General features: G+C 73.5%; 12 protein-coding genes. 8 read left to right on the forward strand and 4 right to left on the reverse strand.

The genetic code is table 11. The features are described 5' to 3' along the window. Positions 1-193 precede the first annotated feature (193 nt). Both ABZ693_RS20590 and ABZ693_RS20595 read right to left on the reverse strand, forming a co-directional pair. A complete protein-coding gene (locus ABZ693_RS20590; protein ID WP_359879105.1) occupies positions 194-706 on the reverse strand; it encodes a DinB family protein in 513 nt (170 codons plus the stop codon). A gap of 251 nt (positions 707-957) precedes the next feature. Continuing rightward, positions 958-2,604, reverse strand: coding sequence for an acyl-CoA synthetase (locus ABZ693_RS20595; protein WP_359879106.1), 1,647 nt, complete (start codon positions 2,602-2,604; stop codon positions 958-960). 167 nt (positions 2,605-2,771) lie between these two features. Here ABZ693_RS20595 and ABZ693_RS20600 point away from each other — a divergent pair, with 167 nt between their 5' ends. The 8 genes from ABZ693_RS20600 (at position 2,772) to ABZ693_RS20635 (ending at position 11,810) form a co-directional block, all read left to right on the forward strand. Beyond that, positions 2,772-3,572, forward strand: coding sequence for a crotonase/enoyl-CoA hydratase family protein (locus ABZ693_RS20600; RefSeq protein WP_359879108.1), 801 nt, complete (start codon positions 2,772-2,774; stop codon positions 3,570-3,572). A gap of 38 nt (positions 3,573-3,610) precedes the next feature. Further along, positions 3,611-4,576, forward strand: a complete 966-nt coding sequence (locus tag ABZ693_RS20605; RefSeq protein ID WP_359879111.1) for an OB-fold nucleic acid binding domain-containing protein — start codon at positions 3,611-3,613, stop codon at positions 4,574-4,576. Continuing rightward, the gene (locus tag ABZ693_RS20610) at positions 4,573-5,646 is read left to right on the forward strand and encodes a thiolase family protein (RefSeq protein ID WP_359879114.1); all 1,074 of its coding nucleotides are present in this window, start codon (positions 4,573-4,575) and stop codon (positions 5,644-5,646) included. The genes ABZ693_RS20605 and ABZ693_RS20610 overlap by 4 nt, the downstream gene beginning before the upstream one ends. A 130-nt stretch (positions 5,647-5,776) precedes the next feature. Then, positions 5,777-6,943 (forward strand): thiolase family protein, encoded by a 1,167-nt coding sequence (locus ABZ693_RS20615; protein WP_359879116.1) that lies wholly within the window; start codon positions 5,777-5,779, stop codon positions 6,941-6,943. Positions 6,944-7,035: 92 nt separating this feature from the next. After that, positions 7,036-7,491: an ACT domain-containing protein gene (locus tag ABZ693_RS20620; RefSeq protein WP_359879118.1), complete on the forward strand. Its 456-nt coding sequence runs from the start codon at positions 7,036-7,038 to the stop codon at positions 7,489-7,491. 96 nt (positions 7,492-7,587) lie between these two features. Next, positions 7,588-10,848: an ATP-binding protein gene (locus ABZ693_RS20625; protein WP_359879121.1), complete on the forward strand. Its 3,261-nt coding sequence runs from the start codon at positions 7,588-7,590 to the stop codon at positions 10,846-10,848. A 73-nt stretch (positions 10,849-10,921) separates the two neighbouring features. Continuing rightward, the gene (locus ABZ693_RS20630) at positions 10,922-11,422 is read left to right on the forward strand and encodes a hypothetical protein (RefSeq protein ID WP_359879123.1); all 501 of its coding nucleotides are present in this window, start codon (positions 10,922-10,924) and stop codon (positions 11,420-11,422) included. Between the two features lie 19 nt (positions 11,423-11,441). Next, on the forward strand, positions 11,442-11,810 hold the full coding sequence (locus ABZ693_RS20635) for an RNA-binding S4 domain-containing protein (protein WP_359879126.1): 369 nt from the start codon (positions 11,442-11,444) through the stop codon (positions 11,808-11,810). 59 nt (positions 11,811-11,869) lie between these two features. Here ABZ693_RS20635 and ABZ693_RS20640 read toward each other — a convergent pair whose 3' ends face one another. After that, complete coding sequence (locus ABZ693_RS20640) at positions 11,870-14,068, reverse strand: terpene synthase family protein (protein ID WP_359879129.1); 2,199 nt, start codon at positions 14,066-14,068, stop codon at positions 11,870-11,872. Between the two features lie 171 nt (positions 14,069-14,239). Next, a complete protein-coding gene (locus ABZ693_RS20645) occupies positions 14,240-16,180 on the reverse strand; it encodes an N-acetylmuramoyl-L-alanine amidase (RefSeq protein ID WP_435842485.1) in 1,941 nt (646 codons plus the stop codon). Between the last annotated feature and the right edge of the window lie 356 nt (positions 16,181-16,536).

The raw sequence follows: 16,536 nt of genomic DNA on the forward strand, positions 1-16,536 counted from the left end.
ACGTGAACAGCGACGATGTCGACAAGCGGGTGGCTGTCGGCTCGTGGACCGCCGACCGCTCTACGCGACCACCGTCCCTGTGGAGGAGTTCAAGGCCAAGGCGTGCCGGAAGGCGTAGCGCCACGGCACCGTCGACCAGGCCGAGGCGCCCTCCCTTCCCCAGCAGGGCAGGCGGGCACCTCCCGAACCGCTGTCACACGCCCGTCGTGCCGTCGATCCGTTCGCGGAGCAGGTCGGCGTGGCCGTTGTGGCGGGCGTACTCCTCGATCATGTGGACATAGATCCAGCGGAGGTTGACGTCCTGCCCCATGAACAGACCGGTATCGGTCAGGGCGCGGTCGGCGCAGCGGGCGCGGGCGTGGGTGATCTCCGCCTGCCAGATGGCGAGGGCGGTGCGTAGGGTGGCGCCCTCGGCCAGGTCGAAGCCGCCGTCGGGGCCGTCCGGGTCGGCCTCCGGGTCGTGGATCGGCGGGGCCTGTTCTCCGGCGAGCACGCGGCGGAACCAGTTCCGCTCCACCTCCGCCATGTGCTGGACGAGGCCGGTCAGAGTGAAGCCGGACGGCGGCACGGACGCGACGGCGGCCTGCGCGTCGTCCAGGCCCTCGCACTTCATGGCGAGCGTGGTGCGGTGGAAGTCCAGCCAGCTTTCGAGCGTGGTGCGTTCGTCGGCGTTCAGGGGCGGCATGGGGCGTTCGAGGGCGCTCATCGGTCGATTATCGCCGCGTTCGCGCCCGGCGACGAACCGGACCTTGGGCGTCGCTTCCCATGGCGGCTCCTGGGGTCACGGGCTGTGCGGGGATACCGCTGTGGTGCTGTTGACATGGATCGCTGAGGTGGTGGACGAGCCCCTGGTACTGGAGCCGGCTGACCGTCGGGTGGGGTGGGAGAGGCGCAAGGCTGAGCACTTCCTCGCCTTCGCGGGAATCTCCGCGGCCCTCATCTGCCACCGCCGACGTCTTAGGACAAGGGCTTGCGCGTTCCGGCGTCGGCTTCCACCGCCACCGACTTGGCCCAGCGATAGTCCGCCTTGCCCGTGGGAGAGCGCTGGATCCGGTCGGCGAGGACGAGCTGGCGCGGCACCTTGTAGCCGGCGAGCCGGCTCCGGCAGTGCGCCTGCACGGCCTCCAGGTCCAACGGCTCGGCTCCCTCCCGGAGTTGGAGGACGGCCGCCACATGGCTGCCCCAGGTCGGGTCGGGCACCCCGGCGACCAGCGCGTCGTACACGTCCGGGTGGGACTTGAGCGCCTGCTCGACCTCCTCCGGATAGACCTTCTCGCCCCCGGTGTTGATGCACTGCGAGCCGCGCCCGAGGACGGTCACGATGCCCTCGTCGTCGACGGTCGCCATGTCGCCGAGCAGCACCCAGCGTTGACCGCCGCGCTGGAAGAAGGTCTCGGCGGTCTTCGCCGGGTCGTTGTAGTAGCCGAGCGGCACATGGCCGCACTGCGCGAGACGGCCGATGGTCCCGACGGTCACGGGCTCCAGGGTGCCCGGATCGACCACCTGCGTACGGGAGTTGACGTGCAGCCGAAAGCCCTTCGCCGGGCCCGAGTCGTCGGTCGCCCGGCCGTTGGAGCCGGACTCGGACGAGCCGAAGTTGTTCAGCAGCACGACGTTCGGCATCAGGTCGCGCAGATCCGCGCGCACGGTGTCCGACATGATCGCGCCGGAGGACGACAGGGTGAACAGGGACGACAGGTTGGTGCCCTGTAACGGGCCGCGCAGCGCGTCCACGAGAGGGCGCAGCATCGCGTCGCCGACCAGCGACACGCTGGACACCTTCTCCTTCTCGATGGTGCGCAGCACTTCCTCGGGCACGTACTTGCGGTGGAGCGCCACCCGCTGCCCGTAGTTGAGGGCGATGAACGCGGTGAGCGTGGACGTGCCGTGCATCAGCGGGGGAGCGGGGAAGAAGGTGAGCCCCGCGCCGCCCGCGGCCACCCGCTCCGCCAGCTCCTCCGGACGGGTGACGGGGGTGCCGCTCGGGTCGCCGCCGAACAGTCCGGCGAAGAACAGGTCCTCCTGCCGCCACAGCACCCCCTTCGGCATGCCCGTGGTGCCGCCGGTGTAGATGATGAACAGATCGTCGGCCGTACGCGGCGCGAAACCGCGCTCGGGAGAGCCCGCCGCCTCGGCCTCCGCGAACTCCACGCAGTGCGGCGGCGCGGCCGGATGGCCGGCGGGCGGTGCCCCGACCCGTACCAGATGCCGCAGGGTCTTCGCCTGCGGTGCCGCGGCCGCGACCCGCTCGGTGAACTCGGCGTCGAAGACCAGCGCGGCCAGGTCGGCGTCCCGGTAGAGGTAGACCAACTCGTCCTCGACGTAACGGTAGTTGACGTTGACGGGCACGGTCCGGGACTTGAGGCAGGCGAGCACCGTCTGCAGATACTCCACGCCGTTGTACAACTGGAGCCCGACATGGTCGCCCGGGCCGAGACCCGCGTCGATCAGATGGTGGGCGACCCGGTTGGCGGCCGTGTCGAGGTCCGCGTAGGTGAGCCGGCGCTCGGCTCCGGTGCCGGGATGGTCGACGTACACCAGTGCCTCGCGGCCGGGGACCGCGTCGACGACCGATTCGAAAAGGTCGGCAAGGTTGAACTCCACCGTTCCTCCTGATCCTGTGGCCCGCCACGGACTCGGCGGCCATCAGAGCACCGATGGGGGGAGGTCGGAAGGGATCGTGCAGAAGAATCTGACTGAGAGTCAGAAAACCCTTGAAGTGCCCACGGGACTGCTGCAACCTGTTCCGGACACGGAGACGGGAGACGCCGATGAGCGGCACCGAACACCTCACCGTACGGCGCGAAGGCGCCACACTCGTCCTCACCCTCGACCGGCCCGAGGCCAAGAACGCCCTCTCGCTGCCGATGCTGGTCGGCCTGTACGACGGCTGGCTCGCCGCCGACGCCGACGACGGCATCCGGTCCGTCGTCCTCACCGGCGCCGGCGGCACCTTCTGCGCGGGCATGGACCTCAAGGCGCTCGCCGGCGACGGCATGGCCGGACAGGAGTACCGCGACCGGATGGCCGCCGACCCCGACCTGCACTGGAAGGCCATGCTGCGCCACTATCGCCCCCGCAAACCGGTCATCGCGGCGGTCGAGGGCCACTGCGTGGCGGGCGGCACCGAGATCCTGCAGGGCACCGACATCCGCGTGGCCGGCGCGTCCGCCACCTTCGGCCTGTACGAGGTCCGCCGCGGCCTGTTCCCCATCGGCGGCTCCACCGTCCGGCTGCCCCGCCAGATCCCCCGCACCCACGCCCTCGAAATGCTCCTCACCGGCCGCCCCTACCCCGCCGAGGAAGCCGCCCGCATCGGGCTCGTCGGCCGCGTCGTCCCCGACGGAACGGCCCTGGAGACGGCCCTGGAGATCGCCGACCGGATCAACGCCTGCGGCCCGCTCGCCGTCGAGGCCGTCAAGGCGTCCGTCTACGAGACCGCCGCCATGACCGAGGAGGACGGCCTCGCCGCCGAACTCAAGCGCGGCTGGCCCGTGTTCGCGACCGAGGACGCGAAGGAGGGAGCCCGCGCCTTCGCGGAGAAACGCGCCCCGGACTACCGCCGCCGGTGAGCGAAGCGGCACCGCCCCTCCCACGCCAAGGAGCCCTTATGCCCGCCGACCCCGACGTGCTGCGCGCCCCCCTCGTCGTCTCCTTCCCCTTCACCCGCTCCCTCGGCCCCGTCCAGTCCGCGTTCCTCACCGGACTGCGCGAACGCACCGTGCTCGGGGTGCGCACCGAGGCCGGGACGGTGCTCGTCCCGCCCGTCGAGTACGACCCCGAGACCGCGGCCGAACTGCGCGGCCTCGTCGAGGTCGGCACCACCGGCACCGTCACGACCTGGGCCTGGAATCCGGAGCCCCGCCCCGGACAGCCGCTGACCACCCCGTTCGCCTGGGTCCTGGTCCGCCTCGACGGCGCCGGCACCGCCCTGCTGCACGCCCTCGACGCCCCCGGACCGGACCACGTCCGCACGGGCCTGCGCGTCCGGATCCGCTGGGCCGCCGAACGGCACGGCGCCATCACCGACATCGCCTGCTTCGAACCCTGCGACGACACGGCGGACGGCGCGGAGAACCCTGAGCCCCGCGCGCACGACGGGGTGTTCACCGATCCCGTCACCGGCATCGTCGCCCCCGCCCGCCTCGACTACACGTACACCCCCGGACGGGCCCAGACCGCCTGGCTGGACGCCCTCGCCGAACGCCGCACCGTCGGCGAACGCTGCCCCTCCTGCACACAGGTGTACGTGCCGCCCCGCGGCGCCTGCCCCACCTGCGGGGTCGCGACGACCGAACGCGTCGAGGTCGGCCCGCGCGGCACCGTCACCACGTACTGCGTCGTGAACATCAAGGCGAAGAACCTCGACATCGACGTGCCGTACGTCTACGCCCACATCGCCCTCGACGGCGCCGGGCTCGCGCTGCACGGCCGGATCGCCGGCATCCCGTACGACCAGGTCCGCATGGGCCTGCGGGTCGAGCCGGTGTGGACCGACGGCGCCCGCTACCCCGACCACTACCGGCCCAGCGGCGAACCGGACGCCGACTACGACACGTACAAGGAGCTGCTGTGAGCGAAGGCCCCCGGGACGTCGCGATCGTCGCCTTCGCGCAGAGCGACCACCGCCGCCGCACCGACGAACTGTCCGAGGTCGAGATGGTGATGCCGGTCCTGCACGAGGTGCTGGACGCGGCGGGCCTCACGACGGCGGACATCGGCTTCACCTGCTCCGGCTCCTCCGACTATCTCGCCGGGCGGGCCTTCTCCTTCACCATGACCCTGGACGGCGTCGGCGCCTGGCCGCCGATCTCCGAGTCCCATGTCGAGACGGACGGCGCCTGGGCGCTGTACGAGGCGTGGGTCAAGCTCCTCACCGGCGAGGTGGACACGGCGCTCGTCTACGCGTACGGGAAGTCCTCGCCCGGCTCCGTACGCGACGTGCTCACCCGCCAGCTCGACCCGTACTACACGGCCCCCCTGTGGCCCGACTCCGTCGCGCTCGCCGCCCTGCAGGCCCAGGCCCTGATCGACGCGGGCGACACCGACGAGACCGCCCTCGCGGCCATCGCCGGCCGCAGCCGGAAGGACGCCGCCGCCAACCCGCACGCCCAGCTCCCGGGCGCGCGCCCGCAGGGCGACCACGTCGTCGCGCCCCTGCGCACCGGCGACTGCCCGCCGATCGGCGACGGCGCCGCGGCCGTGGTCCTCGCCGCGGGCGACCGGGCCCGTGAACTGTGCGCCCGGCCCGCCTGGATCACCGGCATGGACCACCGTGTCGAAGCCCACGCGCTGGGCGTGCGCGACCTCACCGACTCGCCCTCCACCCGGCTCGCCGCCGAACGCGCCGGCGCCTTCGACCCCACCGCCGCCCGGCCGCTCGACACCGCCGAACTGCACGCGCCGTTCACCTCCCAGGAGGTCGTACTCCGCAAGGCGCTCGGCCTCGGCGACGACGTCCGGATCAACCCGTCGGGCGGCGCGCTGGCCGCCAACCCGCTGATGGCCGCCGGCCTGATCCGGCTCGGCGAGGCGGCCGCCCGCATCCACCGCGGCGAGTCCCACCGCGCCCTCGCCCACGCCACGTCCGGGCCCTGCCTCCAGCAGAACCTGGTCGCCGTCCTCGAAGCCGACCCGTGCGCGTGAAGCCGCGCCCGTGCCCCTGGCCCGTGCCCCTGGCCCGTGCCCCTGAACCCGAGCCCGTGACCGTGTACCCGTGCCCGCGGATCCGTGGCGGTGCGCCGCCCGGCCGGAGAAGCGAACCAAAGGAGTCGACGTGAGCAAGGAACCCGTCGCCGTCGTCGGCATCGGCCAGACCCGGCACGCCGCCGCCCGCCGCGACGTCTCGATCGCCGGACTGGTCCGCGAGGCGGCCCGGCGCGCCCTGGACGACGCCGAGCTGACATGGGCGGACATCGACGCGGTGGTGATCGGCAAGGCGCCCGACTTCTTCGAGGGCGTGATGATGCCGGAGCTGTATCTGGCCGACGCGCTCGGCGCGGTCGGAAAACCGATGCTGCGGGTGCACACAGCGGGCTCGGTCGGCGGCTCGACGGCGCTGGTCGCCGCCCAGCTGGTGGCGGCCCGGGTCCACGGCACCGTGCTCACCGTCGCGTTCGAGAAGCAGTCCGAGTCCAACGCCATGTGGGGCCTGTCGCTGCCGGTGCCCTTCCAGCAGCCGCTGCTCGCCGGGGCCGGCGGCTTCTTCGCCCCGCATGTACGCGCCTACATGCGGCGCACCGGCGCGCCCGACACGATCGGCTCGCTCGTCGCGTACAAGGACCGGCGCAACGCGCTGCGGAACCCCTTCGCCCACCTCCACGAGCACGACCTCACCCTGGAGAAGGTGCGGTCGTCGCCGATGCTGTGGGACCCGATCCGCTACTCGGAGACCTGCCCGTCCTCCGACGGCGCCTGCGCGATGGTCCTCACCGGCCGGACGGGAGCCTCCCGCGCGCCCCGCCCGCCGGCCTGGATGCTCGGCGGCGCGATGCGCAGCGAGCCGACGCTCTTCGCGGGCAAGGACTTCGTGTCCCCGCGCGCCGGCCGGGACTGCGCCGCCGACGTCTACCGGCAGGCCGGGATCACGGATCCGCGCCGCCAGATCGACGCCGTCGAGATGTACGTGCCGTTCTCCTGGTACGAGCCGATGTGGCTGGAGAACCTGGGCTTCGCCGAGGAGGGCGAGGGCTGGAAGCTCACCGAGGCCGGGGTCACCGAGATCGGCGGAGACCTGCCCGTGAACCCGTCCGGGGGAGTGCTGTCCAGCAACCCCATCGGCGCGTCCGGCATGCTGCGGTTCGCGGAGGCGGCGCTGCAGGTCCGCGGCCAGGCCGGCGAGCATCAGATCGAGGGGGCGCGCACGGCGCTCGGGCACGCGTACGGCGGGGGCGCGCAGTTCTTCTCCATGTGGCTGGTCGGCGACCGCCCGCCCGGAACGTGAGGCCGTCGGCGGCCGAAGGTACCGTCCCCCGTGGGACCGCCGCCGACCGGCGGGGTTCCGTGATCCACCCGCGATGGGGAGCCCGACCTGCCATGACGTCCGAGAAGCCCGCCACGACGACAGCCGGAAACCCGGTGCCCGAACGGAATCTGTCCCGGCTGCTCGCCGGCATGCGGCCGGAACTGCACCCCGGCCGCTACGTCTTCACCACCCTGCCCGGCCCCGGCACGCCGCCCGCCGGGATCGAGCCGGTCGTCATGGTCGCCGAGCCCGAGGGCCTGACCCTGGTCGTACGGCAGGAGGACGCCGACGCGGCCTCGCTCGCCTACGACTACGTGGCGGGCTGGATCACCCTGCGCGTGCACTCCGCGCTCGACGCGGTCGGACTGACGGCGGCGGTCGCGACCGCGCTGGCCGACGCCGGGCTGAGCTGCAACGTCGTCGCCGGATTCCACCATGATCACCTCTTCGTGGAACGCGATGAGGCGGAGCGGGCGTTGGCCGTTCTCGAAGCGCTTTCACACGGTGGACGCGAAGCTACTCCCTGAGGGCGCGTCCCGGCGTACGCTGAGGTTTTCGCGGGGCGACCGCCCCGGTGCACCACCCTGTGCGCCGGGCGTGCGCCCCCGTTGTGGGGGTAGACGATGGCAGCACCGCGCGCCGGCACACCAGCCGGACGAGGCTTCGGCCTCTTCGAACGCGAGGCCGAGCTCGCGGCGGCCGAGGAGGCCCTGAACCTCCTCGCCGGCCTCGACCCGGCCGTCCCCGACGTGCCCTCCACCCTCGCCCCCGCCGTCAGCGCCACGCCCACCGACGCCCCCGCCTCCGCTCCGGAGCCCGACCACGCCGCCCCCACCGGCCCGGTCCACGCCTTCGGCCACGAGCGGGCCGGCCTCACCAAGCCGCCCCAGCCCGACGAGACGGCCACGGCCGCGGCGGACCCCGACACCCCGGGCGCCGCGCGCGCCACGGCCACCCGGCCCGGCCGCCCCGACCGCGTCCCCGAACCGCGCAACGCCCGGCGGCTGCGCCTCGTCTCCATCCCCGGACGGTCCGCCGACCGCATACCCGCCGTCGCGCCCCGCCACCCCGGACCCCCGCCCCTGCGCGGCGGGGTGCTGGCGTTCGCCGCCCCCGCCGGGCTCGGCAAGACCACCCTCCTCGCCGAGATCCGCCGCCGCGCCGCCCTCAAGGGATGCACCGTGCTGTCGGCCCGCGGCGGCGACCAGGAACAGCGCGTCGCCTTCCACGTGGCCCGCCAGCTCCTCCAGCCCCAGCTGGCCGGCGCGTCCCCGGCCGAACTGCGCGAACGGCTCGGCGGCTGGTACGACATCGTCGCCCCCGCCCTCGGTCTGTGCACCGCCGCCGAAGGCTCGCCGCCCGACCCCCAGGGACTGCGCGACGGCCTCGACTGGGTCCTCACCCACCTCGCCGTCCGCCGTGCCCCGCTCGTCGTCGTCCTCGACGACGCCCACTGGGCCGACCCCGAATCCCTCGGCTGGCTCTCCGCGTTCGCACCCCGCGCCGAGGACCTCCCCATGCTGCTCGTCGTCGCCTACCGGCCCGACGAACTGCCCCGCGACGGCGAGGAGTTCACCGGACGCAGGTCCGGGCAGCGCCCGCTCGGCCTGGAGCCCCTCACCTCCGACGCCATCGCCCGCCTCGTCCGCGACCGCGTCGGCGCCCACGCCGACGACGCCTTCTGCCACGCCTGCTGGACCGTCACCTCCGGCAACCCCTTCGAAGCCGTCGAACTCGCCGCCCGGATCCACGACCGCGGCCTCGAACCCACCGCCGCCCGCGCCCCCGCCCTGCGCGACCTGGCGGCCGCCGTCAAGGGCAGCGGCCTCATCTCCCGGATCGAACGCCTCGGCCCCGCCACCGTCCGTCTCGCCTGGGCCTGCGCCGTCCTCGGCACCGAGATCTCCCCGCAGCTCGCGGGCGCCGTCGCCGGACTCGGCGGCGAGGACGTCGCCCGCAGCGCCGCCCTGCTGCGCCGCGCCCGGGTCCTGGCCGAGCCCGGCTCCGAAGGCTCCTCCCGCCGCGACGGCTCCTCCGGCTCCGAACCCGCCGTGGATACCCTGGAGTTCGTCCACCCGCTCATCGCCACCGCCGTCTACGACGCCATCCCCGCCGCCACCCGTGTCGCCCTGCACGGCCAGGCCGCCTGGTGCGTCGTCGACGCGGGCCTCGGCCCCACCGTCGCGGCCCGGCACCTCATCGAGACCCACCCCGAGGGCGACCCCTGGGTCGTCCAGCAGCTGCGGGCCGCCGCCCGGCAGACCCTGCGGGCCGGCGCCCCCGACGCCGCCCGCAGCTATCTCGCGCGCGCCCTGCGCGAACCCCCGAACCAGGACGAACGCGCCGCCGTCCTCTTCGAACTCGGCAGTGCCTCCCTGCTCACCGAACCCGCCACCACCGTCAACCACCTGCGGGCCGCCCTGGAGGAGCCGATCGCCGACCCGGCCCTGCGGCACGGCATCGTCTACCGGCTCTCCCAGGTCCTCGCGCACAGCGACCGCCTCGTCGAGGCGTCCGAACTCCTCGCCCGCGAGGCCCGGCTCACCACCGACGCCCGCAGCCGGCTCCGCATGCAGTCCGAGAAGTTCATGTGGGACGCCTTCCGCGCCGACGAACCCGAATCGCCCGCCCGCTCCCGGCGCCTCGCCCGGCTCGCCGACCGCCTCACCGGCCGCGACCTCACCGAGCGCTACATCATCGGCCTGCGCGCCTGGGACGCCACCCTGCGCGGCGAACCCTCCGGCATCGCCGTCGGCCACGCCGAACAAGCCCTGCGCGGCGGTCTGAGCTGGGCCGACGAGAGCCGCGGCTTCGAGGTCCCGGTGCTGACCGCGCTCACCTTCCTCTATGCCGACCGGCCCGGCCGCGCCGAGGAACTGTTCGCCGCCGGAACCGCCGAGTTCGAGACCCAGGGCTGGCGGGGCGGCCACCTCTCGTTCGCGTACACCCTGCTCGGCTACATCCGCTACCGCCGCGGCCGGCTGGTCGAGGCCGAGGACTTCGTCCGGGCCGGGTTCCGGCTCGCCGAACGCCTCGGGCCGCGCGCCCCCGCCCAGTGGTACGCCGTCAGCGTGATGATCGAGGTGCTGCTGGCCCGGGGCCGCACCGAGGAGGCCGAGCGGGTCGCCCTCGCCCACGACTTCGGTGAGCCCTTCCCCGCCGCCGTCACCTTCCCCGACTCGCAGACCGTCCACGCCGAACTGCTCCTCGCGCTCGGCCGCGCCGACGAGGCCGCCGCCGAGCTCGCGGCCGTCGGACGCCGGCTCGACCCGCGCGGCATCCGCAATCCCGCCTGGTGCCCCTGGCAGGTCCATCTCGCCCTCGCCGAGTCCCGCACGGCCCCGGAGCGGGCCCGCGACACCGCCCTGGAAGCCGTCGCCCGCGCCCGGCAGTACGGTGCGCCCTCCGCGATCGGCCAGGCGCTCCGCGTCACCGCCGAGGTCGGCGGCGATACCGATCGGGTGAAGCTTCTGGAAGAGTCCGTCGACTGGCTCGACCGCTCGCCCGCCGCCTACGAGCTGGCCCGCTCCCTGGTCGCCCTCGGGGCCGAGCTGCGCCGCACCGGCCGCACCGACGAGGCCGCGGCGCATCTCTACCGGGGCCTGGAGACCGCCCAGGACTGCGGTGCCGACCGACTCGTCGAGGAGGCCCGGGCCGAACTCGCCACCGCCGGTCTGCGCCCCCGTACGCTGACCCCGGCCGGCTCCGACACGCTCACCGCGCGTGAGCGGGCCGCCGCCGAGCTGACCGTCCGCGGCGCGGACCCGGCCGAGGTCCTCGGCACCGACCAGGCCACCGTCACCCGGCTGCTGTCCGCCGCGTACCGCAAGCTCGGCACCGACCCCGCCGGACTCGCCGAGGCCCTCACCGGCGCTCGGTCCTGACACGCTCCGGAGCGCACGGCCCACAGCCGCCCCGGCGCGCCGCCGCGTGCGCCGGGGCACGTACCATGGCGGTATGTCCTTCCTCCGCCGCCGCAGCGCCGCCACACCCGCGGGCCCGGACTTCGACGTCCTGGCCATGGACCCCGGGGACTGGCCCGGCAATCTCGGCGCCGGCCTCCTCCCGGCTCCCGACGGCAGCTGTCAGGGCGTGTTCCTGCGCTACGACCTGTTCGGCGGCCGCGGCCCCGCGATGATCATCGGCAATCTGCCGGAGGGCTCCCCGGCCCGCGAGCTGGCCGACGGCCAGGTCCCCTTCGAGGTGGCGCAGCTGCTCGCCGCTCTCGGCAACGACGAGCCGGTCGAGGTGCGGGACCGCGAGGACGTGCCCGTGATGCAGGGTGACAACCTGCTGATCGTGCGCCGCCTCAAGCTCTCCGAGAGCCGGATCTCCTGCGTGCAGTTCGACCGCAGCGACAACGTCCTGGTGACCATCGCCAGTTGGGACCGGCCCATCACCGACGATCTGTACGCGCTGCTGAAGCCGCTGCCCGCCGAGCTGTTCCAGCAGGGCTGAGCGGGGAGAGGCGGGGCCGATGAGCGCGGTACGCGTCGACAGCTGGATCTGGGCCGTGCGGCTCACCAAGACCCGCTCCCAGGCCGCCGCGGCCTGCCGGGCCGGGCACGTCAAGGTCAACGGTGAGCGGGCCAAGCCCGCCCAGCCCGTGAAGGCCGGCGACGAGGTGCGCGTCTTCCACGGCGGCCGGCAGCGGATCGTCGAGGTGAAGCAGCTGCTCGTCAAGCGCGTCGGACCGCCGGCCGCCGCCGAGGCGTACGTCGACAACAGCCCGCCCCCGCCGCCGCAGGAGCACGTCGCCGTCGCCGCGATCCGCGACCGGGGCACGGGCCGTCCCACCAAACGCGACCGCCGCGAACTGGACGCCCTGCGCGGGCCCCGCGCCTGACGACGGAACGACGACCGCACCGACCGCCCCCGGAGCCGAGGCTCCGGGGGCGGTCGCCTTTATCCGGCCGACGGGCCGTAGGCCGCCGCGAGCCGCGCCGCCGAGGTGCCCAGGCCCCTCGGCCCCCGCCGCCACACGGCCGCCCCCGTCCCCGCGGGCAGGTCCTCCGCCCCGTAACGCCGCGTGCTCCGGTGCCAGTTGAGGGTGCTCGCGAGCCAGTCCTCCAGCTCCCGCAGATACCGCGCGAAGGCCGCCCGGCCCCGCGGGCCGAGCCCGAAGTCCGCGTACAGCAGCGGCACTTCGTGCTTCTTCAGATGCTCGTACTGGCGCAGCCGACTGCGCATCAGCCCCTCGGCCAGCGACACCGCCGTCGGATGGTCGCAGTCGAAGAACGTCCGCAGCACCAGCAGCCCGTTGTGCAGCTCGCCGTCGACTTCGACCTCCTTGCGGTGCGAGAACAGGTCGTTGAGCAGACCGGCGAAGTCCGCCAGTGTGCCCTGGAGCGCCCGCACCGTCTCGCTGTGGAACAGCTCGGGCGGCAACCCCGTGTCGCGGCCCAGCCGGGGCAGCAGCATGGTCAGCTCGGAGCCGTAGGTGCCGCGGCGCATCTCGAGGTAGTCGACCGGGTCGGGCACCCGGTGCTGGACGGTGCCGTGCAGCTCCCACAGCCAGGCGTCGAGGAGCGCGTCGACGGCCTGCCGCAGCTCCTGCCGGGCCTCGCCGGTCAGCGGACCCGCCGTACGCGCCCACAGGTCGGCGAGGCCCCGCTCCAGCGGATTGCCCGCGGGCCGCGGTGTGCTCGCGGCCGGATCGTCAGGTGACATGAGGGACTTGAGCCGGTCGGTCTGCGCCTTCGCGCCGATCAGATCGCGCGGCCGCCCGAAGAAGGCCGGATAGTAGTCGTCCGCGTAGGTGCCCCAGAGTGTCCACCGGGCACTCGTCTCCAGTTCCTCCAGGGAGGCGTCCGGGTCGGTCCCCGCGGAGAGCAGCGCCAGGTCGAACCCGTCCAGCAGCGGCCGGTCCCAGAGGCCGTCGAGCAGGCCCATCCGCTCCGCCCACTCCTCCGAACGGCGCTTGGCCTCCGCGTGGTGGGGGTTGAGTGTCAGCGGATAGGGCAGGTCGAACTCCGGCAGCGGCGACGGGGCCACCGGCTCGCGCGGGACGTGGGTGAGCGTGCGCAGCCGGCCCGTGGCGGCGCGCCCGAACAGGCCGCGGACGCCGAGGGCGGGGGCCCCGAACCCACCAGGCCGTGAAGTCCCGCTCACCAGGCCCTCGTTCATGTAGCGGCTGGAGCGCAGATGCCACTCGTGGCCGCCGGACTGCCAGTCCTGCAGGCCCTTGGTGTAGGCGGCGACGGCCGCCGCCTCGGCCGGGCCGAGCCCCTGCTCCAGGCAGATGCCGGGCACCTCGGTCAGTGCCGTGTTCTCGAACTGCTGGAGCCGTGAGGTCAGCAGGTCGTTGACGGCCTCCGCCGCCTCCTGTGTGGAGCAGCGGAGGAAGGTCTCCAGGACCAGCACGCCGTTGCTGTGCTCGCCCTCCTCCTCCACCTCGCGCTGGTACGAGAAGAGGTCGTTGCGCAGATGGACGGCGTCGGAGAAGGAGTCCCGCAGCACGCGCAGCGGCCGCGTCGCCGCCACCCGCTCCGGCACCTCGGCGCCCGCCGCGTACTCGACGAGCCCGGCCGACCAGGGCGCGCCGCCCACCTTGCGGCGCATCTCGATGTACTCGACCGGATTCGCGATCCGGCCCTCGTCGATGTTGTCCAGCTCCCACAGCGACGCGTACAGCAGATGTCCGGTCGCCTCGGCGAACCGCGCCCGCCACGCCGGCGACATCGCGGGCACGGTCCGCCGCCACAGGTCGGCGAGCCCCGCTTCGACCGGCTGGACCGGCTCGGGCATCCCGGCCGCCGGATCGGCCGGCATGAACGCCGGCAGCCGGTCCAGGTAGGCCTTCCCGTCCGCCCGGTCCCGGGACCGCTTGAAGACCTCCAGGAAGTGGTCGTCGAAGAAGAACACCCAGGTGTACCAGTCGGTGACCAGGGACAGCGTCTCCGCGTCGCAGTCCGGGTGGGTGTACGCGCACAGCAGCGCGTAGTCGTGCGCCTGGAGGTCCGCCTCCTCCCAGATGCCGGAGCCCTCCAGCATGCCCATGGCCCGCGCCCAGTCGCGGGTGTGCGTGCGGGCCGCCTCCACATGGGGATTGAGCCGTGCCGGGTACGGAACGTAGAACTCCGGCAGAACGAAGGGCTGAGCCATGCCAGGGTGGCCTCTCGGTGAGCGGGGGCGGCGGTCGTCCGGCCAGCATGACCCGTCAAGCCCGGAATCCACGGAGGCACCGGAATAGTCATATGAACGACGAAAGGTGTCGTCGAGTCAGGGCCCGCGCCCCGGTCCCGCGACACCTTCCGTCCTGCGGCGAGCCCTGACTCAGGACTCGGAAACCCGCACGTCAGCGGCCTTCACATAGGCCACTCGGTGGCCGAACTGGATCTCGTAGTACTCCTCTTGGCCGCGCACCACTGTGTGACCCGTGGTGTCGAACGTCGGAGCGAAGAAGTACTCGCCCGGGGTACGCCCGCCCACCACGTACCGCTGCCCGGCGAGCAGCTTGTACGGCAGCGGCGAGACCGCCTGCACCGGCACCCCCGCCGGATAGGCCGCGGCCTCCGGATAGGCCCGCCCGTACACCGGCACCGAGGCCAGACCCTCCCGCGGGGTCAGCACCCGGCCGCGCGCGTTCACCGCCGTCGGCTCCGCCGCGGGGTTGTGGAACCACGCCTTCTGGCCGAGGTACCAGACCGCCGTCCAGTCGCCCCGCCGCTCCGCCACCGCGAAGCTCTGGCCGGTGGAGGCCCGCGCACCCACGTCGTTCACGTCGATGGTCGACGGCTGACCGCCCGGCCGCAGACCGATGTCCTTCACCAGCGGCGCGTCGGCGCTCGGCGCCGTGTACAGCCGCACCGCCCCGCTCCCGTGCGGCGCGCAGGCCTGGCCGGCCTTCTCGCACCCCGTGTAGACCGGCTGGTTCGCCGCGTAGTCCGGACGGATCGTCACCACACCCGCGTGCGGGCCCGCGCTCGGCGTGATCGGCCGGCCGAGCAACCGGAAGTAATGCGCCCAGTCCCAGTACGGGCCCGGGTCCGTGTGCATGCCCGGGATGCCGGACGTGGTCGTCGCCGGCACCGTGTCGTGCCCGAGGATGTGCTGACGGTCCAGCGGGATGTCGAACCGCTTCGCCAGATACCGCACCAGACGCGCCGACGAACGGTACATCGCCTCCGTGTACCAGGAGTCCGGCGAGGTCAGGAACCCCTCGTGCTCCAGACCCACCGACTTGGCGTTCACATACCAGTTGCCCGCGTGCCACCCCACGTCCTTCAGCGCCAGGTGCTGCGCGATCTTGCCGTCCGAGGAACGCAGCGAGTACTGCCACGACACGTACGTCGGATCCTGCACCAGCTGCAGGGTGGTGTCCCAGCTCGCCTCGGTGTCGTGGATCACGATGTAGTCGACCGACTGCGACTCCGGCCGGTCCCCCTTGTCGTGATTGCCGTAGTCGCCGTCCCCGAACTCCTCGTACGGGGCAGGGATCCACGAGCACGCCACCGTCGGCGGGCACTCCACCGGACCCTTCGCGGGCGCCCGCAGCCCCAGCTGCGCCACCTGCCCGGTGGCCGGCGCGACCGCCGGATCGGCCGCGAGGCCGACCGACTGCCCGCTGTCCGTGGTCCGCGACTCGCCGGTGCGGATCACGTCGAAGACGTCGTCGGCGTAGCGCGCCGCCGTCTCGCTGTCGTCCGCGCCCGAGTAGCGCGCCACCGCCCCGTACCAGTCCGCGGGATCCGGACTCGCCGGCAGCCCCGCGTCGCGCTGCGCCGCGGCAAGGAGCGCCGCACCGCCCTCGATGTTCGCCGCCGTACTCGTACGCAGTTCCTCGGCCGGCAGCCCCGACAGCGCGGCGGCCCGCTCCAGGGTCCGCAGACTCGCCGGCAGCGTCTTCGGCTCCGGCAGCCGCGCGCCGGCCCCGGTCCGGGCCGGCCGGGACTCGTCGCCCCGCGCGTCCTCCGTGGCGTCCGAGTGATGCGGCGCCTCGGCGAGCGCCGTCGCGGCGTCGGTCAGATGCATGGGGCCGTAGCCGCCGGTCACACTCGGCGCGCCGCCGTGCGTGTCCCAGCGGGACTGGAGGTACGACACGGCGAGCAGCACGCTCTGCGGCACACCGTGGTGCTCGGCCGCCACCGCGAACTGCTGCTGCAGCGAGCCCGGCACGGGCACGTCGGCGGTGGCGGACGGCGTACCGGACAGGGACAGCAGCGGAAGGAGCAGGACGGCCGGCGCGACACGTCTCAGTGACGTGGAACGGAGCAAGGCAGCCTCCAGGGATGGGGGAGAGGACGGGGGCGTGCGGAACCGAACCCGTACAGGGGTAGCGGCTTCCGAACGATCCGTCAATCATCCGTTCCTGGCGGCGATGTGCCACGTCAGAGGGGTTTGAAGGGCGAGGCGGCAGGAGTTTCGCGCGGGTGGCGCGCCCGCCTGCGCCGCGTCAGTGGAGTGGACCAATGAGAGGGCGATGAGGAGCGAGTGAGGCCGGGGAGAACAGCGGCGCCGCGCTCCCGGTGTGTCGGCACCGCCCAGCTTGCGTCTGCCTTGATCACTCATGCGGGGACTGTCGCACGGCCGTGAGGCGGACGGGAAGGGGCGTAGGCGGGGGCGTTCCGGAC

It is taken from the genome of Streptomyces laurentii (assembly GCF_040635425.1).
Taxonomy (GTDB): Bacteria; Actinomycetota; Actinomycetes; order Streptomycetales; family Streptomycetaceae; genus Streptomyces; species Streptomyces laurentii.